The following is a 20148-nucleotide window of genomic DNA, read 5'->3' as shown; positions in this document are numbered from 1 at the left end:
CTCCTTTTTGTAATGAGAAAATATCATAATTTTCCGTGTATTGTTTGATATAATAAGATAAAAAACTCATCTGGAGGAGAAAAGATGGCGTTACTCGAGCTAAAACAACTAGGGAAGACAAATCAGTTGCCGGTTATAGATATGAGCGTTGAAAAAGGACAATGCGTTGTACTGCAATGTAATAATCATACTGCTAAAGTATTGCACCGCATTATCATTGGGGAAGAAGATGCTTCTTCCGGAACGGTATTATTTGAAGAAGAGCCAATTCGCAAAAGTGTATATTCCCGCATTGGATTTTGTTTTTTAAAAGATGAAGCATATAACCGTTTGAAAGTGAAAGAATATCTTTCCTTTTTGTCTGGATTGTATGACTCAAATATTGACATGGAAGAAATTGTGAAATGTGTTGGATTGCTCGATAAGTTGGATACAAAGATAGAGAAGCTATCATTTTCTGAAAAGCGTCGCCTTCATATTGGGAGAGTGATGGTTCATAATCCGGATTTAATTATTTTAGAAGAACCAGAGCAAAATGTAGATATTGAAAGTACAATTATCATTCGCAAGGCAATTATGAAGATGAAAGAGAACGGAAAAGCCATTTTTATTACATCGTCCTTTTTATCTGATGCACTCTCCTTAACGGAGGATGTATACATATTAAATCAAGAAGGTGTAAAAAAGATTGAATTTGAACAGGAAGAAGTAGAAGAGAAAGAGGAAGAAAAAGGGGTTCAAATGATTCCGCAAATGAAATTGGAAAGAATTCCGGCAAAAGTGAACGACAAAATTATTTTGTTGGATCCGATGGAGATTCATTTTATTGAAACGCAAAGTGGTACAACTCATATTCATGTTCATGAAGAAGATTTTATATGTACATTAACATTAAGTGAGTTAGAAAATAGATTAAAAGGATTCGGTTTCTTTCGATGTCACCGATCGTACCTTGTGAACTTACAACGTGTAAGAGAAGTCATCACTTGGACGCGAAATAGTTTCAGTTTAATTTTAGATGATGATCGCAAAAGTTCCATTCCGCTTTCAAAAGGAAGAATGGATGAATTGAAAGATGTCATTGGACTATAAATGATGCTCTAGTAGAGCTGAAATAGGATGCATTCACCGGTAAAAATACTCCTTTTACCGGTATTTTACTGCGTAAACCTTTTGTTTTTCATATGATTAGGTCAGAAGCAGCGAACCTAGCAAGCTGAGGTGGCAAACGAGCCTGCCGAAGCGAAATAATCTAGAAAAGAAAACGAAGGGGATGACGAAATGACATTGGCAATTGAAATGAAAGATGTAATGAAAACCTTTGATAAAAAAACAGCACTTCGAAATGTCAATATTGAGGTAAAACAAGGAGAAATTTTCGGTTTCCTTGGACCGAGTGGATCAGGGAAAACAACGACAGTGAAAATTTTAACCTCTCAGTTACTCCATAGTGTTGGAACAGTGAGAGTATTAGGGGCGGATATTACAGAGCTAAGTAGCATTGACTATAAGCGAATGGGTATTTTAACAGATAATAGCGGCCTATATGAAAGGCTTAGCATTTATGATAATTTATTATTATTTTGTGACTTATACGATTGTAAAATGGAACGAATTGATGAAGTACTCACGCAAGTGAACTTAATAGAAGATAAAAAAACACAAGTGAAGAAGTTATCGAAAGGGATGAAGCAGCGTGTCACATTAGCGAGAGCCATTCTGCATAAACCAGACATTCTCTTCTTAGATGAACCAACATCAGCACTTGATCCCGTAAACGTCCAAAACATTCATCATATCTTAAAAGATTTAAATAAAGAGGGGACAACTATTTTCTTAACAACGCACAACATGGATGAAGCAGAAACGCTTTGTGACCGCATTGCCTTCTTATGCGGCGGGGAGATTGTAGCGCTTGATACGCCAAAAAATCTTCGCTTACAATATGCGAAAGACAAAATTGAAGTTGTATTAAAAGATAAGAAAAAAGAAACGGTACAAAAAGATGAACTAGGTGCAAAACGTATTTCGGAATGGATGAAAAATGGGGAACTACTATCAATTCATTCCTATGAACCAACTTTAGGAGAGATTTTTATTGAAGTAACTGGGAGGGATTTAGCATGACTTTTTCAAGTAAACGATTTTCAGCTATTTTACGTAAAGAGATGCAGGATTTAAAGAATAATGCACAATTTTTACTGATGGCCCTTATGCCGCTAGGATTAGCGCTTTTCTATAAACAACTGGGGGACGGAAAGGAATTTATGGGCGGAATTGTTGTTGTTATGGTTATGAGCATGGTTACAACAATTGCGCAAGCTACTTTAATTGCTGAAGAAAAAGAAAAACATACATTGCGCGTGCTCATGCTCTCGCCTGCATCTCCCCTTGAAATCATTGCTGGTAAATCATTACCTATCGTCATTTTTAGCATCTTGTTAAACATTATTAGCTTAGTATTATTAAATGCTTTGCAAGGCAGTATTTTCTTACTGTTAATGATTTTTATAATCGGAACGTTATTATTTATGGTGTTTGGATTTCTCATTGGTTTACTATCGAAAAATTTAGTACAAGTGTCTGTAATAGTAACACCTATTTCGATGTTTTTGTTTGTGGCGCCGTTTTTAAATGAAATGATTAAGAACGAAATCTTAAAAAAGATCACAGCGTATTTACCGACGACGCATATTTTTGAAGCCATTGTAAGTGTAGTAAAGGGAAAAGGTTTCTCAGCCATTCAATTCAACGTATGCAATATTGCGATTTGGCTCATGATAACTGTCATCGCTGTTCTTGTTATTTATAAAAAGAAACAATTAGACTAAAAACTGAGCCAAACTGCTCAGTTTTTTCTTTTTTCATCATTTCCCCGGAAATTTCGCAAGTGCTATACATATTTTTACAGGTTTTGTCGAAAAATAATTTGTTATAGGTTGTATAGGATGAAGGAATCTTGTTCAAAATGATTGCTGAGGTGATGATAGAATGCGAGGAAGGAATAGTAAAAAGTCGCGAAAAGTAGTTCATTTATTTCAAAAACGCTGGGTATTTCCGGCAATATACATTGCTTGTGCGGCAGTCATTTTGTCAGTTGCTCTATGGTTTCAGGCAGCAAATCCAAAGAAAGCGCCAAATCATGAGGGAGCAACGCCGTATAATCAAGCAGAAGATCCAGGAATTCCAGTAACGAAGTCTTCTGAAGTTGTGAAAATGCCAGCTGCAGCAAATGCAGAAGTAGTAGTACAGAAGAAGTTTTATGAGGATGGAGCATCGGAGAAAGAGCAAGAACAAGCACTAGTCTTTTATAACAACACATATTCTCCAAACAAAGGAATTGATATTGCTGCCAAGAATGGGAAAGAGTTCGATGTGACCGCAGCTTTAAGCGGCACAGTAACAAAAGCAGAAAAAGACTCATTACTTGGTTATGTTGTAACAGTGGATAATGGAAATGGTGTTACAACATATTATCAAAGCTTAGGTAGTGTAAAAGTAGAAAAAGGTGCAAAGGTTGCACAAGGTGAAGTATTAGGAAAATCCGGCCTAAGTGCGATGAATAAAGAAGCAGGTTCTCATGTTCACTTTGAAGTACGTAAAAATAGTGTGGCTGTTAACCCAGAGAGCTACTTAAATAAATCTGTAGCGGACATTAAAGTAGAAGTAGGCGAAACGAAAGCAACAAGCGGTGCTGCAAATAAAACTGAGGATAAACAGCAAAGCAAAGATAAGTCTACAAGCGGCACGTCTGAAGAAAAAGGTAAAACGGAAAATAAGTCCACAAATAGTCAGCCTGAAGAGAAAGGGCAAAAAGAGGATAAATCTACAAATAGCAATCTGGAAGACAAGCAGCAAAAAGAAGAAAAATCAACAAATGATTCTACACAATCATCTAGCAATTCTTCTACACAACAATAATACAATAAAAAATCAATCCGACTTTCGAGGATTGATTTTTTTATTTTTATATACAAGTAATCAATTGCAAGGAAAGAATGGCAAGAACAAGGAAAAATAACGGTATTCTCGAATATATATGTCTAAAAGGAGGGGATTACTCTGTCATTTGTATTTGTTCTGACAAGTGTCATGATTTTATTGTTCGTTTTATTTACTTTATATTATTACATTACTAGCAAGAAGGAAGTTCCCCACCATCAATTATTAGAAGAAGAATATGATCATGAAGAATGACGCTCTTTTTTTAGGAGTGTCATTTTTTTGACCGAGAAAATTGTCATTGTTAACGTATTTCTCACACAAATTTGTAATTTTTCTTCACTTAGTCCGCAAAAATAGCGAACATGTAGCATATATCAGTAAGGCGGGCAATACAATGATATAAACCAAAGCAAAGAGAGTGTTTGAGGTGAGAAATCGTGAGGCATTTCAGTATAAATCCTAGAATATTTAACGCTTACAAACAGCACTCGAATTTACTTCTTAGTCGTATGCAGCGAGTCTCATTTCACGCTTCTCACATCCAATTTAGGGAGGCGAGTGGTGTGCACGATTACATCAAAGAGAGAACTATCAAGATTGGTAAGTATATCGTGGAGACAAGAAAGACAGTGCGTGTAATCGCAAAGGAATTTGGGGTATCAAAAAGTACAGTCCATAAAGATTTAACAGAGCGTCTGCCAGAAATTAATCCAGAGCTTGCAAATGAAGTAAAGGAAATTCTTGATTATCATAAGTCAATTCGTCATTTGCGTGGAGGGGAAGCAACAAAACAGAAATATAGAAAAGAAGATACAGAAAGAACCGTGCAGCAATAAAAGACTAGAAAGCAAACATTCCTTATGCATTTCTTCGTAATTTTAAGAAGAATTCTTTTTGCGAATATTACGTTTCTGTTAAATTTATGATAAAATCAGAAATTAGGTGTAAAAGAATTCGGGTGCAACCTGACTTTGAATATTGAGGAGGAAAACATAGGAATGTTTGCGAGAGATATCGGAATTGATCTAGGAACGGCTAACGTATTAATTCATGTAAAAGGTAAAGGTATTGTATTAAATGAACCATCAGTTGTGGCAATTGATCGTAATACTGGCAAAGTATTAGCGGTGGGTGAAGAAGCAAGAAGTATGGTAGGACGTACACCTGGTAATATTGTAGCGATTCGTCCGCTGAAAGATGGTGTAATTGCAGATTTTGACATTACAGAAGCAATGTTAAAACATTTTATTAACAAACTGGATGTAAAGAGCTTCTTTTCAAAACCTCGTATTTTAATTTGTTGTCCAACAAATATCACATCTGTAGAACAAAAAGCAATTCGTGAAGCTGCTGAACGTTCAGGTGGAAAAACAGTCTTTTTAGAAGAAGAACCAAAAGTAGCTGCTGTCGGTGCTGGTATGGAAATCTTCCAGCCAAGCGGAAACATGGTTGTTGATATTGGTGGAGGTACAACAGATATTGCCGTACTTTCAATGGGTGATATTGTTACCTCTTCCTCTATCAAAATGGCTGGTGACAAGTTTGATATGGAGATTCTAAACTATATTAAACGTAAGTATAAACTATTAATCGGGGAACGTACATCAGAAGATATTAAGATCAAAGTCGGTACAGTATTCCCTGGTGCACGTAGTGAAGAGCTTGAAATTCGTGGACGCGATATGGTAACAGGCTTACCACGTACAATTACAGTATGTTCAGAAGAAATTACAGAAGCATTAAAAGAAAACGCAGCAATCATTGTACAAGCAGCAAAAGGTGTATTAGAGCGTACTCCACCAGAATTATCTGCAGACATCATTGACCGCGGTGTAATCTTAACAGGTGGCGGAGCATTATTACACGGCATTGACATGCTTCTTGCTGAAGAATTAAAGGTGCCAGTATTAATCGCTGAAAACCCAATGCATTGCGTAGCTGTTGGTACAGGTATTATGCTAGAAAATATTGATAAATTGCCGAAGCGTGCGTTGAAATAAGTCGAAAAAGAACTGAGGAAATAGCCTCAGTTCTTTTTTGTATTTTTGAAATTTAATTTTTTAAGAAAATGGAAGGAAAATAGAGAAAATGAACGAAAATATACAATATATTCATATATATGGTTAAATTTAATGTTTTCTCATTTGAAATTATATGTAATATAATGATGCCAAATACGACACTTAAGGCAAATAATGTATGAATACATATATTGCCTTTCCCTAACTTGGGCACACGCTCCTTTCTACCTCCGTGTTAGCTGCAATTATTTTATAATATGAAGCTTGTTATTGAGAAAAGGGTGTGTGCATTTTTTTTGAAATCTATAGCGTTTCTTTTTTTATAATGACAAACCACTGGCAAAATGGGATAATAACATATATCCTAGTGGTAAGACCAATATGGAAGAAGGAGCGATATTTTCATGTTAAACATAGAACAAATTAAAGAAATCATTCCGCACCGTTACCCATTCTTGCTCGTTGATCAAGTATTAGAAGTAGAAGAGGGAAAGCGCGCAGTCGGAATTAAAAATGTATCTGCAAATGAAGAATTCTTTAATGGGCATTTCCCTGAATATGCAGTCATGCCAGGGGTATTAATTGTGGAAGCGTTGGCTCAAGTTGGAGCAATTGCGATATTAAAGAAAGAAGAAAATCGCGGACGCCTAGCCTTCTTTGGAGGTATTGATCATTGCCGCTTTAAAAAACAAGTCCGCCCGGGTGATCAACTTCGCTTAGAAGTGGAATTGACACGCGTACGCGGTCCGATTGGAAAAGGAAAAGCTGTCGCAACGGTAGATGGTGAAATTGTCTGTGAAGCAGAAATTACATTTGCTCTTGGAGAAAAGAAGGAATAATATAAATTTAAATAGACGGATAACGAAAAATGTTATTCGTCTATTTTTTAGATGAACATATTGGTGTAGTATTTGTGGCTGGAGAGGAATATCTTGAGGGTAAATGATAAAAAGGGAAATATATCGTATAATTAGGGAGTTATTGTTGGTTAAAGAAAGAAAGGTGAAAGAATGAAAAAGAAAATTGTATTATGGATATTAGGAGTTATAGGAATCATGATTATAGGTGGAGGAATTTACGCCTACAACATTTATTCCTCAGTTTCAAAAACATTAGATGAAGTTCATAAACCTTTAAAACGTGATGAAAATAATAAGCAGGAAGAAAAAATTAGTAAGTCTAAGCCTGTTTCAATTTTATTACTAGGAGCAGATGAACGTGGAACTGATAAAGGACGTTCAGACTCCCTTATGGTTATTACGCTCAATCCACAAACGAACTCTATGAAAACGCTAAGTATCCCTCGTGATACGTACACAGAGATTGTGGGAAAAGGAAAGAAAGATAAGATTAACCATGCCTATGCATTCGGTGGAGTAGACATGTCTGTTGCGACAGTAGAGAATTTCTTAAATATTCCTATTAACTACTATATAGAAGTGAACATGGAAGGATTTAAGGATATTGTTGATGCGGTTGATGGGGTAGATGTAAATAATGATTTAGAATTTACACAAAACAAGCATCATTTTGCGAAGGGAAATATTCATTTAACAGGTGATGAGGCTTTAGCATATACTCGTATGCGTAAGGCGGATTCACGTGGAGACTTTGGACGTCAAATGCGTCAGCGTCAAGTGATGCAAGCTGTTATTAAAAAAGGAGCAAGTTTCTCTTCGCTTACAAACTACGGTGATGTATTAAATGCAATTCAAAAGAATGTGAAGACGAATTTAACACAGGATCAAATGTTTGAGATGCAGAAAAACTATAAAGATTGTTTAAAAAATAGTGAAGAAATCCAAATCCCAGGAGATGGTCACAAAGCAGCTGACGGCATTTGGTACTATTATGTTACAGATCACGCAAAACAAGAGTTAACAAATAAATTAAAAGCTCATCTTGAGTTAACACAATAATGTATAAACCCAACTCTCTTTGGTAGGAGTTGGGTTTATTTTCGCATAGTTTTGTATTACTATTATATGGTGTGAGATTAGTAGACGAGGTGAATCGATGAATAAGAAAGTAGTGCTTGTCCTTGTCGTTTTCGTACTATTTGTGGCTTCTATTGTAAGTGGCAAATTGTACTGGAATAAGAAGATTGCAAAAGCAACGGAACAGACAAGTGAAGTGAAAGTAACAAAAGTTGAATCGAAAGAGCAAGAGACAAAAATAGAAGAGGGAAAGCAAAGTACAAAAGATACAAAGGCATCTTTTAATGAAAATTATGCAAAGAATTTACCAGATGCAGTGCAAGAAAAATTAAAGAAAGCAGTTGCTGATAAGAAGACAGTCAATCTTGTTATTGTTGGTGATCAAGCATCATCATCTGAAAACGGTGCTTGGACAACGAAATTTATAGCGAATTTAGATGAAGCATATGGTAAAGGCTTATGGAATGTAACGGTAAAAGCGTATAAAAATGAAAGTACGGATGAATTAATTGCAAATAAGCGAAATAAAGAGATTGCGAAAGAGAGTCCTGATGTTATTTTATTTGAACCACCTTTTATTACAGATAATAATAAAACAGGTAATGGAAATTCTGTAGCCAATACACAAAAGTTTGTACAAGCGCTTGCTACGAGTGCGAAAGACGCTGTGATTATGATTCAGCCGCCGAACCCAGTATACGGTGCGAAAAATTATCCGAAAGCGATTGAGGCATTAAAGCAATTTGCGATGCAAAATGGTTATACATACATTAATCACTGGGAAGCATGGCCAAGTTCAGCAACGAAAGCAATTATGCCATACTTGCAGGAAGAATTCGGTTTTCCATCTGAGAAGGGACATGAACTTTGGGCGCAGTATGTTACGGATTATTTTGTAGCAAAATAATAATATCTAGATAAGAAAAAGAGGCGATCATCGACAAAATATGTTCGATGATCGCCTCTCTTTTTTTGTACGATATTTGCTATACTAAAATATGCGATGAAAGGAGGAGACAGATGAAAATTCTCGTGGTGGATGATGAATCGAGCATTCGGAATTTGATTCGGATGCAGCTGGAGATCGAAGGATATGAGGTACTGACGGCAGCTAGTGGGAAAGAGGCGCTAGAGAGATGGGAAGATGGGCCGGATGTGCTCATTTTAGATGTGATGCTTCCGGATATAGATGGATATGAGTTGCTTCGTTTGTTTCGGGAGAGGGATCGCGATATTCCGGTGCTGATGCTGACAGCGAAGAGTCAGATGAATGATAAGTTGCTTGGGCTTCAGCTTGGTGCAGATGATTATGTGACGAAGCCATTTAATTATGCCGAGCTGATTCTTCGAGTGAAGAATATGGCGCGGCGCGTGACGAAGAGGGAAGTGCCTCAGAGTCATGAGGTGATTCGTGCTGGCGAGATTGTCGTTTGTCCAAAGGAACGGAAGGTGCATGTGAATGGAGAGGAAGTGCAGCTGACGTACCGGGAGTTTAATTTATGTAAGCTGTTTGTTTCGAATCCGCAGCGCGTATTTATGAGAGAAGAATTGCTTGAGAAGGTGTGGGGCTTTGAGTATATCGGGAATACAAGAGCGGTGGATATTATGGTGCAGCGCCTTAGAAAGAAACTTAAGGCAAGTGGTGAGCATATTAAGACAATTTACGGTGTTGGATATAAGCTGGATTGTTAGGTGATGAGATGTCGTTAAAACGAAATATGGTGTTTGGCATTGTCGGATTGTTGATTCCGATTCTTTGTCTTTTATATACCGTGATTTATATTGCGCTTGAGAAGAATATGTATCGTAATGCAGCGGCTTCCTTAGAGAAGCTAAGTGTAGAAGCGCAAATGTATACGATGAATTATATAGAGAAGGAAGCAGAAGTAGAGAAAATCGGACAAAGTTCGCTTCTTGTGGCATCTTATTTAGCAAAACGCATGGATGTCCGCGTGCAGATGATTGGGAGAAATGGAGACGTTGTGGCAGATACGGAGAAAGGGGCATTGCTTCATAAGAACGTCGATATTGAGAAGTCATTACAAGGAAAGAAAGCGTATGTGTTTGAAGATAATGAACCAGCGCCGCTCCTTTTATTTTCAAGTCCGGTTTATTATGGAAACGATGTCATTGGCTCCATTCGCTTTATTAGTGAGCTAAAGGATGAGAAGGAGATTTTAACAAATGTGAGCTGGACGTTTCTTATGACATCGCTTTGTTTAGTTGCAGGAGGAATTTTCTTTGCGATTCGATTAGCAAATTCACTTCATAAGCCAATTGATCAGTTACGGCAAATGGCGCAGCGGCTCGCAAATGGCGATTATCAAAGTAAGATTGAGCTGAATGAATATGTAGAAATTGCGCAGCTTTCTGCGTCCTTTAATGCGATGGCGGATGGGATTGAGCTTCATATATCGCAGCTGAAGGAAGAGAAGGAAAAGCAAAAGGATTTCTTAGACCGAATTACACATGAGTTAAAAACACCCCTTACAGCGATTATTGGGTATGTCGATTTAATTCCAAAGTTAAAATCAAGGGAAGATATAAAGGAGAGTCTCCGTTATGTTTCGGTGGAAAGTCATCGATTATTATCGCTTGTGGAGGAACTCTTGCAATCATCAAAATACGGAACGAGTACGTTTGAAGTGTCGCCAACGATTGTGAATATAAGGGAGTTAGCAGACGAAGCCATTTCCATTGTTACTCCGCGCCTGCAGCAATTTGAAATGGAGGCGATTCATGAATTACCGGAAATACATGTTGTGGCGGATTTTGATAAGACAAAGCAGATTTTCTTAAATGTGCTTGATAATGCGATTAAGTATAGTGATGCTTCTAAGGTAAGTTTGAGTGTTACGATGAATGAACGGGAAGCAAAAGTAAGGATGTATGATGACGGAATTGGCATGGATGAAGAAGTGCTAGCTGAATGGAATCGCTCTTCAAAAGGGACAAAGCTTACTTCTAGTTATGGAAATGGCTATGGCTTATCCATTTGCCAGGAGATTATGAATAAGCAAGGCGGAAGCATGCAGATTGAAAGTAGCGCGGAAGTGGGAACGGTTGTGACGCTGACATTTTTATTGCCAAGGCATATGGAAGATATAAAAAACTTGAAAGCGGTTGAATGATACATTTATGAAACAATTATGCGGTATTTTCGAAACAACGTTTTTTTATCTTGGAGGTAGGCAGAAATGAAAAGGCTATCATTTCAAATTCTTTTCTTTGTCTTTTGTATCATTGCTTCTTTCATATTGTTTTATATGTTAGAGGAGCAGTTATATAACCGCATTACAATTGTGGATGATAAAGAAGCCGTTTTAGAAAAATCGAATGAATCTCTTCCGACTGAAGTAAGAGTAAAGCATGAGAAGTGGGGAGAAGTCGTTGTAACGGATGAAGTTCGTCTACATGCGATCGTTTCGTTCTTTGATCGAATGAAAGTAGAGCAAACAGAAGCGAAGGTCCAGGAACAAGTATTTACTGGAGAAGTAACATACTTGAATGGACATAAGCGTACTTTTGCAGTAGGTGACTTGTTCCAGTACGGGGAAGAGGTATACGGCAAGAAGGGCATGAATACGATGGTTTCTGCGTTTCAAACGTATTTACTAAGCCTCTATTATACGCCGGAGTTGATTTACAAATTCTTTGCCTCGGCGCAGGAAGTTGTGATAAAGCAAGGCGGAAGGGTACGTACGGTGGATCTTACGCCGATTTTAGATTCGATTCGGCAAGCAAAACAAATAACAGATTATGGAGAAATTCAGAAGCTATTGCAATCACAGAATGAACCGATTGCTTATGTGACTGCTTATCACAGAGGAAAGCACGTTGCGAATCATCGTGAGGATATATTGACAATCTCTGTCTACCCTTCGTACTTCGTTGTGCAGTATCTTGGTGATAATAATGGGAATGTCATGTATATGAAAGGCTCCCTAGCTGATTTGCTTGTAAAGGAGAATGTTTCATGAGAAAGATAGCCTTTTTTCTTTTTTTGCTTGTAATGGGAGGAGCGATGTCTAGTTGCTCTCGAGATACAACCTCTATTCAATATCATAAAAATGGTCTTCCAAATTTAAAGGATCGTCATCTTGTTGCGTATGTAGCGGCTCGTGAAGAAGTAGGTGAAGCGCTTCTATCATCATTTTGTAAGCCGCGCGGGTGTACGTATGAGTTTATTCGCCTTTCGACAGAAGAAATATTACGAAGAGTAGAAGAGGAATCGAAAAGTCCGAAGGCGGATATTATTATTGGCGGTACATTAGATGCGCATCAAACGATGAAGCGAAAAAAGCTATCCATTCCGGTTACAAGTCAGCATGCCAGTCGTCTTTCTACAGCTGTTAAAGATAAAGATGACTTTTGGTATGGCTATGAAGTAGAACAACTTGCGATTATGGTGAATAAGGAGCGGTGGAATGAAGAAATTGCGCCGCTAGGACTTTCTTATCCGAAGGAGTGGAAAGACTTATTACACCCTGCATATGCCGAGAAAGTGGTCATGCCGAATCCCAATATTTCAGGAACTGCCTACACGTTGTTCCAATCATTTATTGATACATTTGGTGAAGAAGAAGCAAAAGGGTATGTGAAAAGTCTTGCCCATCAAGTTGCGAAAGTGACAATTAATGGATATATGCCGGCTGAGTATGTAGCAAGTGGGGAATATTTGATCGGAATTAACTTTATAGGAGATCAGCGAATGCTTCAAAAACAGGGCTTTCCGATTGTAAGTCAAGTGCCGGGGCAGACAGGGTTATCTGTGAACGCCATTTCGAAACTAAGAGATGCACCAGGTGGTATTCTAGCGGATTTATTTATTGATTATTGCTTATCGGAAGAAGCGGGGCATATTTTAGAGAAAGTTTCGTTTGGCGTGCCAACTATGCTTGCGAAGAATCAGAAAGAAATAGAAGGTCAGCCTGTGAGAAGAACAAATAAAGATATATCAAATAGTGGGCTTATCGAGATTTGGAATAGACAGCGTCTCTCTCAAAAGTAGATAAAGGAGAAGAGATGGTATGTTTAAATGGTTAAAACCAGCACCAGCGATAGAACGATTACCAGCGGATATGATTGATAAAGTATACAGACTGTTACGCATCCGCGTGTTAATTGGGATTTCAGTTGGATATGCAGCGTATTATTTAGTTCGTAGTAACTTTACGTTATCAAGTACATATTTAATGAAGGAATACGGTTTTAGTACAACGCAAATTGGTTTATTAGGTTCCGTTGTTGCGATTGTATATGGACTAAGTAAGTTCTTTATGGGGAATTTATCAGATAAAGCGTATGCTCAGCGTTTTATTGCGGTTGGTTTATTCTTATCAGCAATTATAAATATTTGTTTTGGGTTTGCATCTTCATTTGGATTGATTTTAACATTATTAGTTTTCAATAATATTTTCCAAGGGATGGGGGCACCGCCTTGTAGTACCGTAATGACAAAGTGGTTCTCAAAGAAAGAGCGTGGTACGAAAACAGGGCTTTGGAATATTTCACATAACGTTGGCGGCATGCTTGTACCACCACTTGTTGGTATCGGTGTAGGTATTTTCGGTGAAAGTCATTGGCAAGCCGGCGTGTTTATTTTCCCGGCGATAATTGCAATGGTAATTTCAGTTCTTATGTGGATCAATGCAAAGGATACACCAGAATCTGCTGGTCTTCCGCCAATTGATGAATATCGTAATGACTATGAAAATCTTGAAAAAGCAGACAATGCAAACAAAATGTCACCAAAAGACATTTTAATGAAATATGTTGTGAAAAATAAATTTGTTTGGTACTTATGTATTGCGAATGCATTCGTATACTTAATTCGCTTTGGTGTTATTAACTGGGTACCAATTTACTTAACGACTGTAAAAGGATTTACGCAAGCGCAGTCCCATGCAGCGTATTCTATTTTTGAAGGAATGGCAATTCCAAGTTCCTTACTAGTTGGTCTTTTAAGTGATAAATTATTTAAAGGAAAACGTATGCCGCTATGCGTAATTAGTATGGCTGGTGTTGTTGTTGGAACGATTGTATATTGGCAGGCAACTAGCATACTGGTTGTAAGTATTGCTGTTTCTATTATCGGTTGCTTAATTTATGTTCCTCAGTTCTTAATTGGTCTAAGTGCAATGGAATTAGTACCGAAATTTGCAGTAGGTACAACAGTTGGTATGTGCGGTCTATTTGCTTATGTAGGAGGAAGCTTAACAGCGAACTTAATCATCGGATTCATGGTTGATCACTCTGGCTGGGATGGTTGCTTTATCTTACTACTTGCAGGTGGTATTCTATCAACATTATTCCTATTAATTGTACAACTTGGACACGAAAGAAAAAGTCCAGCGAACAAAACAGCATAATGATGTATAGAAAAGAGCAATCCAAAAAGAAATGTTTTTGGATTGCTCTTTTTATAATGGTTGAAGATTTATATGAGAAAATACAACTTTTCCTGTATTTTACTATTCGTGAATGATCACTTTATCTTTCGTTCTTTGGATATATGAATTGACTTAGTAATAAGCAGACACGTTATGGCCTTTCCATGCATAGTAATCTAGGATACCAGCATAGATGGCTTCCGCTGCGCGTTGTCTCCATTCAGGTGAAGCTAATTTTTTTCCGTCTGCTTCATTATCTACAAAGCCAAGTTCTGTTAATACAGATGGCATTGTATTTGCGCGAAGGACATATAAATTTTCTGTTTTTATACCTCTGTCACGTGTTTTAAGAGCCGTTATCAGACGCTTTTGAATTTTTTCAGCCAGTACACGACTATCATTTACATATGGATTTGCTTCTTGCGTTGGAGCTTTGTAGTAGAAAGTTTCTGTACCATGTGCGCTGCCGTTGTAACCATTCGCATGAATACTTACAAAGATATCACCTTTATTTTTTTGAGCAAATTCCACTCGTTTTACTAGAGAGTCTTTTGCATCTTTTCCTGGTCTTGAATGTGCATCACGTGTTAGCAGTGCAGTAAACGGTGTTTTTTGAGCAAATAGTTTTTGCACGCGTACTGCTGTGTCGTATACAACTGGGCTTTCATTCATATAAATCCCTTTATGCCCGATATCTATTCCGCCATGACCTGGATCGATAATAATTGCTTTTCCTTCTAAGAAGTTATTTTGTTTATTTTGTTTGTCTTGTTTGTTTTGAGGGGTTAATTGGTTTTTATCTACCCATTGGAAACCAGCATTTGTCCGAATGCGAATCCAACTACCCTTTTCTTCAATAACTGTTACTGTTTGCGGAGCATATGTGCCCAATACTCTAGACGAATGCGATGCTTCTTGATACGTAGTAAATGTACTATGAATCGCTTCTCTCTTTTCTTGTAACGGAGTCCATTTATCACCTTTATTCGTTACAATTTTTAACCAACCATCTGCACGTTTTTCTTTGACCACAATGATTTGCGGTGCATGCTGATTTGCTGTAATCCCTGAGGATAATGATGGCTGATGATATGTAATGAAATATCTATTCATATACATTCTTTTTGCCGTATCTGCTTTTTTCATATCTGTTTGTGCAATAAATTGTGCTGCTTCTGCACGCGTTACAATATCACGTGGTTTCCAGCCATCTCCAGTTCCTTTTGAAATTCCTAGTGCAACTAATATATTCGCTAGTTTTTCGCCCCAATGTCCTTGTAAATCACCAAACTGCGTTGGTAAATCACCAATAATTTTATTGTTTAGTTTGTAAGCTTCAACAAGCATAGAGGCCATAGAAGCACGATCAATGTGTTTAGAAGGGTTAAAGTTACCGCTTCCATCCCCTTTAATGACACCAGCTTTCTCAACCGCTGCAATATATGGAGCTGCCCAATGGTTTTTGGCATCTTGGAACGACGGTTTTGCCTCTTTGTTAATCTTTAAACCTAGTATCATAGCCATTAACTTTGCAGCTGAACCACGGTCAATTTGTTCAGAGGGTGAGAAGGTTCCATCTGGTTTTCCGTCAAGTGCTTTTTTCTCTACTAAGTAGTTAACGGATTGTTGCGCCCACTTTGGTACATCTGGAAATGTCTTTTTTGCAGCTAAAGTACTGACGGGGGAAAGGAGTAAGTTCGCTGCCAAAATTCCTACTGTAAGTTTTGTTGTAATTCTCTTATAGTTCACTTGATTCGCTTCCTTTCTAAAATATTGTTAAATAGATTTTGTTATATTGTAATAGTTAAGATGAGCCTCTCTTTTTATTATCTTCCATAACTTGATAGATAAAAAGAGAGAAAAACTCCTTTAATAAAGGGAGATTCATGCAATGAGCTGGAACTGAGAAAACGAGGAATAATGTTTTTTTGCGAGATAATATTAATATATTTTCTATTACACATGCATCATCTACCTTTCAAGAATATACGTGTTTCATGGCTCTTCTCTACATATAAACTTAACGTATACTTTACAATTGCTTTAAAAATACATGTTAAAATTTAGTAGGAGTCTGAAAGACGAATTATATGTATAAAGGAGCTGCTGGGGTTGGGAATCTTTATATCGGAAGTTGAGACGTTCTATTTTTGTTCAGCAACTGTCACAGAAGAGGATTGTACATTTGATTTTGTCGTTCGTAGCACACCGGTTGGGATTTCAATTTGTTTTGTGGAGAATGGGTATGAGGATGAGTGGTTTCCAATGAATGTGGAGACTTATTTGAGAGTAAATGAAGGGATGTTTCCAAATGAGGAAGCAAAAGAAGAGTTTCGGAGACAATTAAAGAGTGAAACAGGCTGGATGCTTGATAAACAAGGGGAAAGCGAAGGGTGTATGATTCAAAGAGCGATGAATGCAGCTGAATATGAAGCCTTTCAGCTTGTGAAAAGGAATATTCCTAAAAAAATGAGAAAAGATGATTCGAGATTTTTAATGGAAGATGAACCGAGAGAACATCTTTTTAAACATCGCTCAGGTCACCTTATGTAAGGTGGCTTTTTTACGCTATTTTTCCTTAAAACTTGCTTAAAAGATAAGCTGTTATATTTCTAAACATTATTATTTTTGTTACAATATAATTGTCAGTGTAAAACTTTGTAAAAAAGGCGTAATGGTAGAAAAGGTTTCGTTATGTTTTTCTGAAAGTTTTGTATTATGTTGTTATTATCATATCAATATAAAAAGGAGAGAGAATATGTTACCAAACACGGTTCGTACTCCAAACAAAAAAAAGAAATGGATGATCATTGGGATTATTACATTAATTGTTGTCGTTGCAGCGATTAACATTTTCGTCATGCAAAATAAGAAGGGCGAGGCGAAGGCGGATGCTATTAGTTTCGAAAAAGTAACAGAGCGTAAGCTAAATAATACGAAATTAATTGCAGGACAAGTAAAGCCAGGAAATATCGAAAGTTTCTATGCAGATCCAACAAAAGGGAAAGTGAAAGATATTGCCGTAAAAGAAGGGCAAGAAGTTGAAAAGGGAACGAAGTTATTCTCTTATGATAATGAAGAAATCAATTTGCAAATACAACAAGCCGAGCTTGAGCAAAAAATGGCAACGATGCGTTATGATCAGACGCAGAAGAAAATAGATTCATTGAAGAAAGAGATTAAGAAAGCGAAAGACAGCGGCGCTGGAAAAGAAGTGACAGAGCCGATGGAAGAGCAAGTAAGTGAATTAGAATTACAGCAAAAAACAACGGATCTTGAAAAAGAAAAAGGTAAGTTGCAGGTAGAAGAATTACAGAAAAAACAGAAAGAACTTACGATTTATAGCAACTTTGCAGGTGTTGTACAAAAGCTAGATAAAGATGCAGCGCAAAGTTCCTCACAAGCGATGGGTGGACAAGGAAAAGCATTTTTACAAATCGCTTCTAAAGAGCCATTCCAAATTCAAGGGACATTAACGGAGCTTCAAAAATCACAAATTCAAAAAGATCAAACATTTACTGTAACAGCGAAAGCAAACAGTAAGAAAAAATGGACAGGTAAGATTATAGAGGTAAGTGAGTTCCCAACAAGTGCAGAGATGGCACAAGCGGCAGGAGCAGGTGAAGCGACGCAAAATATGTCTCAATATACATATAAAGCAAGCCTTGATAGTCAAGATGGTTTATCTCCAGGTTATCATGTGTCACTTCAAGTCAATTTAGAAAATAAGAAAATGATTGCTGTTCCAAGCAAGAGCATTGTTGAAAAAGGTGACGATGCATTTGTATATGTAGAAGAAAAAGGAAAGCTTCGTAAGCAAAATGTGAAGAAAGGGTCTACTGATGGAGATTGGACAGAAGTTCTTGAAGGTGTAACAGTGGGACAAAAGGTGGTTAAAAATCCTTCCGACAAAGTGTATGACGGAATGGAAGTGAAAGAAAAATGATTACACTAAATAATATTCAAAAAACGTATTATCAAGGAAAATTGGCAGTACCCATTCTACACGGCATTAGTTTAACGATTCAAAATGGTGAATTTGTATCGATTATGGGCCCGTCTGGTTCTGGTAAATCGACACTTATGAATATTATTGGTTGTTTAGATCGTCCGACAGAAGGCGAATATATGTTGAACGATGTGAATATCTTAACAGCAGACGAGTCAAAACTTGCTCTTATTCGCAATGAATATATTGGCTTTGTCTTTCAACATTTTAACTTATTGCCGCGTCTTTCAGCGGTGGAAAATGTTGAATTACCACTTGTTTACGGTGGTGTGAAGAAAGCGGAGCGTCGTAAGCGTGCCCTTGAGGCTCTTAGCAAAGTAGGATTAGCAGATCGGGTGCATCATTTACCGAATGAATTGTCAGGTGGACAAAAGCAGCGCGTCGCAATTGCAAGGGCAATTGCGAATAACCCAACGTTTATTATGGCCGATGAGCCAACGGGCGCTCTTGATACGAAATCTGGTGAACAAGTGATGAATATCTTCACAAAGTTAAATGCAGAAGGTACAACAATTGTTATGGTTACGCATGAAGAAGAAGTCGCGGCATATTCTTCAAGACGCATTGTGCTGCGAGATGGAAAAATTACGGAAGATAGAAGGTGTGCGGTATGAGTTTATTAGATAGTATAAAAATTGCCCTATCTTCTATCCTAGCGCATAAACTTCGTTCCGCACTTACGATGCTTGGTATTATTATCGGTGTCGGTTCTATTATTACTGTTGTTGCCATTGGACAGGGCGGAGAGGCGATGTTAAAGTCGAAAATTGCCGGCTCTGGTAATAACCTTATGCCGATTCACTTTGTTCCTGATATCAACGATCCATTTAGTAGAGAACAAGAAGCACCAAAGATTACAGATGAAGACATTTTTGAAGTGAAAAACATTAAAGAAGTTTCACATGTCATTACAACGAATACTATAATGGAACCACTTGAGGTAAATGATAAAAAAGAAATGGTTATGGTCATAGGGCTAGACAGTGAATACTTTTCGGTCAATAAAGTAAAGGTGGTAAAAGGACGCTCGTTAAATGAAGGGGATATTTCTCAAGGAAATAACGCGGTCATGATTAGTACAAAGACAGAAAAAGTATTATTCAAAGATGAGAATCCTGTTGGGAAAATTATCGAGATGAAAGGCCAACCAATGCAAATTATTGGTGTGTATCGATCGGATAATGAAATTATGGGATTTGAAAGTTCAGAAGCATTAATTCCTCTTACATTATGGCCAACTTTATATGGAACAGATGAAATTCAAAATATTTCCATACAATCTAAAAATGTAGATGATCTAGAAACAGCGGGTAAAAAAGCTGTTGAAGTATTAAATAGTCGTAAGCCAAGTGAAATTTCAGGTAAGTATGAGATGATGAACTTAAAAGAATTCCAAGAAGGAGTTTCTAAAGTAACGAGTATCATGACAATGATTATCGGAGGAATCGCTGGTATTTCTCTAGTTGTTGGTGGTATTGGTGTGATGAATATTATGCTTGTATCTGTAACAGAGCGTACGCGTGAAATTGGTATACGGAAGGCGCTTGGGGCAACGCGTAGCAAAATTTTGCTACAATTCTTAATTGAAGCGGTTATGTTAACGCTGCTTGGCGGATTAATTGGGATTGGTCTTGGCTATGGCGGAGCATATATTGTGTCCACATTTGCGAAATGGCCACCGCTGGTCTCATGGGAAGTTGTCGTTGGCGGCGTCGTATTCTCCATGACACTCGGTATTATTTTCGGATTAATTCCAGCGAACAAGGCTGCGAAATTAGACCCAATTGAAGCACTTCGTTACGAGTAGATTGCTAGTGTAGTAGAGAGGTGCTCTCTACTACACA

The 20148-nt window shown here is 37.4% G+C and carries 20 protein-coding genes; 19 read left to right on the top strand and 1 reads right to left on the bottom strand.

Annotation, left to right across the window (positions count from 1 at the left end; all coding sequences use genetic code 11):
• The first annotated feature begins 84 nt into the window (after positions 1–84).
• From MR059_RS09205 to pgtP, 15 genes are all read left to right on the top strand, one after another.
• Entirely contained in the window at positions 85–1092 is a 1008-nt protein-coding gene (locus MR059_RS09205) for a LytTR family transcriptional regulator DNA-binding domain-containing protein (RefSeq protein WP_242161731.1), read from the top strand.
• 189 nt (positions 1093–1281) lie between these two features.
• Positions 1282–2127, top strand: coding sequence for an ABC transporter ATP-binding protein (locus MR059_RS09200; protein WP_242161730.1), 846 nt, complete (start codon positions 1282–1284; stop codon positions 2125–2127).
• Entirely contained in the window at positions 2124–2831 is a 708-nt protein-coding gene (locus tag MR059_RS09195; protein ID WP_087095596.1) for an ABC transporter permease, read from the top strand. The genes MR059_RS09200 and MR059_RS09195 overlap by 4 nt, the downstream gene beginning before the upstream one ends.
• A 160-nt stretch (positions 2832–2991) precedes the next feature.
• Complete coding sequence (locus MR059_RS09190) at positions 2992–3921, top strand: stage II sporulation protein SpoIIQ (RefSeq protein WP_087095595.1); 930 nt, start codon at positions 2992–2994, stop codon at positions 3919–3921.
• A 141-nt stretch (positions 3922–4062) separates the two neighbouring features.
• Positions 4063–4197, top strand: coding sequence for an ABC transporter ATP-binding protein (locus tag MR059_RS09185; protein WP_081428417.1), 135 nt, complete (start codon positions 4063–4065; stop codon positions 4195–4197).
• A gap of 311 nt (positions 4198–4508) precedes the next feature.
• Positions 4509–4781, top strand: a complete 273-nt coding sequence (gene spoIIID / locus MR059_RS09180; RefSeq protein ID WP_041810135.1) for a sporulation transcriptional regulator SpoIIID — start codon at positions 4509–4511, stop codon at positions 4779–4781.
• 162 nt (positions 4782–4943) lie between these two features.
• The gene (mreB, locus tag MR059_RS09175) at positions 4944–5945 is read left to right on the top strand and encodes a rod shape-determining protein (protein ID WP_012096246.1); all 1002 of its coding nucleotides are present in this window, start codon (positions 4944–4946) and stop codon (positions 5943–5945) included.
• Between the two features lie 425 nt (positions 5946–6370).
• Positions 6371–6805, top strand: a complete 435-nt coding sequence (gene fabZ / locus MR059_RS09170) for a 3-hydroxyacyl-ACP dehydratase FabZ (RefSeq protein ID WP_012096245.1) — start codon at positions 6371–6373, stop codon at positions 6803–6805.
• A gap of 171 nt (positions 6806–6976) precedes the next feature.
• Entirely contained in the window at positions 6977–7885 is a 909-nt protein-coding gene (tagU, locus tag MR059_RS09165) for a polyisoprenyl-teichoic acid--peptidoglycan teichoic acid transferase TagU (protein ID WP_012096244.1), read from the top strand.
• A gap of 97 nt (positions 7886–7982) precedes the next feature.
• Positions 7983–8810 carry an SGNH/GDSL hydrolase family protein gene (locus MR059_RS09160; RefSeq protein WP_012096243.1) on the top strand — a complete coding sequence of 276 codons (828 nt, stop codon included), beginning with the start codon at positions 7983–7985 and terminating at the stop codon, positions 8808–8810.
• Between the two features lie 113 nt (positions 8811–8923).
• On the top strand, positions 8924–9595 hold the full coding sequence (locus MR059_RS09155) for a response regulator transcription factor (protein WP_087095587.1): 672 nt from the start codon (positions 8924–8926) through the stop codon (positions 9593–9595).
• 8 nt (positions 9596–9603) lie between these two features.
• Positions 9604–11034, top strand: coding sequence for a sensor histidine kinase (locus tag MR059_RS09150; RefSeq protein WP_087095586.1), 1431 nt, complete (start codon positions 9604–9606; stop codon positions 11032–11034).
• Positions 11035–11100: 66 nt separating this feature from the next.
• Positions 11101–11883 (top strand): DUF3919 family protein, encoded by a 783-nt coding sequence (locus MR059_RS09145; protein ID WP_087095585.1) that lies wholly within the window; start codon positions 11101–11103, stop codon positions 11881–11883.
• Positions 11880–12914 carry an ABC transporter substrate-binding protein gene (locus MR059_RS09140; RefSeq protein WP_012096239.1) on the top strand — a complete coding sequence of 345 codons (1035 nt, stop codon included), beginning with the start codon at positions 11880–11882 and terminating at the stop codon, positions 12912–12914. Before MR059_RS09145 ends, MR059_RS09140 begins: the two co-directional genes overlap by 4 nt.
• Positions 12915–12933: 19 nt before the next feature.
• Positions 12934–14274 (top strand): MFS transporter, encoded by a 1341-nt coding sequence (gene pgtP, locus MR059_RS09135; protein WP_087095584.1) that lies wholly within the window; start codon positions 12934–12936, stop codon positions 14272–14274.
• Between the two features lie 153 nt (positions 14275–14427).
• On the opposite strand, the gene MR059_RS09130 is transcribed toward pgtP, so the two are convergent.
• Entirely contained in the window at positions 14428–16044 is a 1617-nt protein-coding gene (locus tag MR059_RS09130) for an N-acetylmuramoyl-L-alanine amidase (RefSeq protein WP_242161729.1), read from the bottom strand.
• A gap of 363 nt (positions 16045–16407) precedes the next feature.
• On the opposite strand from MR059_RS09130, the gene MR059_RS09125 reads away from it, so the two are divergent.
• The 4 genes from MR059_RS09125 to MR059_RS09110 all read left to right on the top strand — a co-directional run bounded on the left by MR059_RS09125 (position 16408) and on the right by MR059_RS09110 (position 20111).
• Positions 16408–16848 carry a hypothetical protein gene (locus MR059_RS09125; RefSeq protein ID WP_012096235.1) on the top strand — a complete coding sequence of 147 codons (441 nt, stop codon included), beginning with the start codon at positions 16408–16410 and terminating at the stop codon, positions 16846–16848.
• A gap of 205 nt (positions 16849–17053) precedes the next feature.
• Complete coding sequence (locus MR059_RS09120; protein ID WP_087095582.1) at positions 17054–18241, top strand: efflux RND transporter periplasmic adaptor subunit; 1188 nt, start codon at positions 17054–17056, stop codon at positions 18239–18241.
• Positions 18238–18918, top strand: a complete 681-nt coding sequence (locus tag MR059_RS09115; RefSeq protein ID WP_012096232.1) for an ABC transporter ATP-binding protein — start codon at positions 18238–18240, stop codon at positions 18916–18918. The genes MR059_RS09120 and MR059_RS09115 overlap by 4 nt, the downstream gene beginning before the upstream one ends.
• Positions 18915–20111 (top strand): ABC transporter permease, encoded by a 1197-nt coding sequence (locus MR059_RS09110; RefSeq protein WP_012096231.1) that lies wholly within the window; start codon positions 18915–18917, stop codon positions 20109–20111. Before MR059_RS09115 ends, MR059_RS09110 begins: the two co-directional genes overlap by 4 nt.
• The last annotated feature ends 37 nt before the right edge of the window (positions 20112–20148 follow it).

Source organism: Bacillus cereus group sp. BfR-BA-01522 (genome assembly GCF_022662635.1).
Classification (GTDB): domain Bacteria; phylum Bacillota; class Bacilli; order Bacillales; family Bacillaceae_G; genus Bacillus_A; species Bacillus_A cytotoxicus.
The sequence above is the reverse complement of the archived record's forward strand: the minus strand, read 5'-3'. Positions and strand labels throughout refer to the sequence as shown.

Bases quoted from the DNA above. Each gene is read 5' to 3' on its own strand.
- tagU (WP_012096244.1), top strand. From the start codon at position 6,977: ATGAAAAAGAAAATTGTATTATGGATATTAGGAGTTATAGGAATCATG.
- MR059_RS09115 (WP_012096232.1), top strand. From the start codon at position 18,238: ATGATTACACTAAATAATATTCAAAAAACGTATTATCAAGGAAAATTG.
- MR059_RS09195 (WP_087095596.1), top strand. From the start codon at position 2,124: ATGACTTTTTCAAGTAAACGATTTTCAGCTATTTTACGTAAAGAGATG.
- fabZ (WP_012096245.1), top strand. From the start codon at position 6,371: ATGTTAAACATAGAACAAATTAAAGAAATCATTCCGCACCGTTACCCA.
- MR059_RS09120 (WP_087095582.1), top strand. From the start codon at position 17,054: ATGTTACCAAACACGGTTCGTACTCCAAACAAAAAAAAGAAATGGATG.
- mreB (WP_012096246.1), top strand. From the start codon at position 4,944: ATGTTTGCGAGAGATATCGGAATTGATCTAGGAACGGCTAACGTATTA.
- MR059_RS09160 (WP_012096243.1), top strand. From the start codon at position 7,983: ATGAATAAGAAAGTAGTGCTTGTCCTTGTCGTTTTCGTACTATTTGTG.
- MR059_RS09110 (WP_012096231.1), top strand. From the start codon at position 18,915: ATGAGTTTATTAGATAGTATAAAAATTGCCCTATCTTCTATCCTAGCG.
- MR059_RS09155 (WP_087095587.1), top strand. From the start codon at position 8,924: ATGAAAATTCTCGTGGTGGATGATGAATCGAGCATTCGGAATTTGATT.
- MR059_RS09190 (WP_087095595.1), top strand. From the start codon at position 2,992: ATGCGAGGAAGGAATAGTAAAAAGTCGCGAAAAGTAGTTCATTTATTT.
- MR059_RS09200 (WP_242161730.1), top strand. From the start codon at position 1,282: ATGACATTGGCAATTGAAATGAAAGATGTAATGAAAACCTTTGATAAA.
- MR059_RS09140 (WP_012096239.1), top strand. From the start codon at position 11,880: ATGAGAAAGATAGCCTTTTTTCTTTTTTTGCTTGTAATGGGAGGAGCG.
- MR059_RS09150 (WP_087095586.1), top strand. From the start codon at position 9,604: ATGTCGTTAAAACGAAATATGGTGTTTGGCATTGTCGGATTGTTGATT.
- pgtP (WP_087095584.1), top strand. From the start codon at position 12,934: ATGTTTAAATGGTTAAAACCAGCACCAGCGATAGAACGATTACCAGCG.
- MR059_RS09205 (WP_242161731.1), top strand. From the start codon at position 85: ATGGCGTTACTCGAGCTAAAACAACTAGGGAAGACAAATCAGTTGCCG.
- MR059_RS09145 (WP_087095585.1), top strand. From the start codon at position 11,101: ATGAAAAGGCTATCATTTCAAATTCTTTTCTTTGTCTTTTGTATCATT.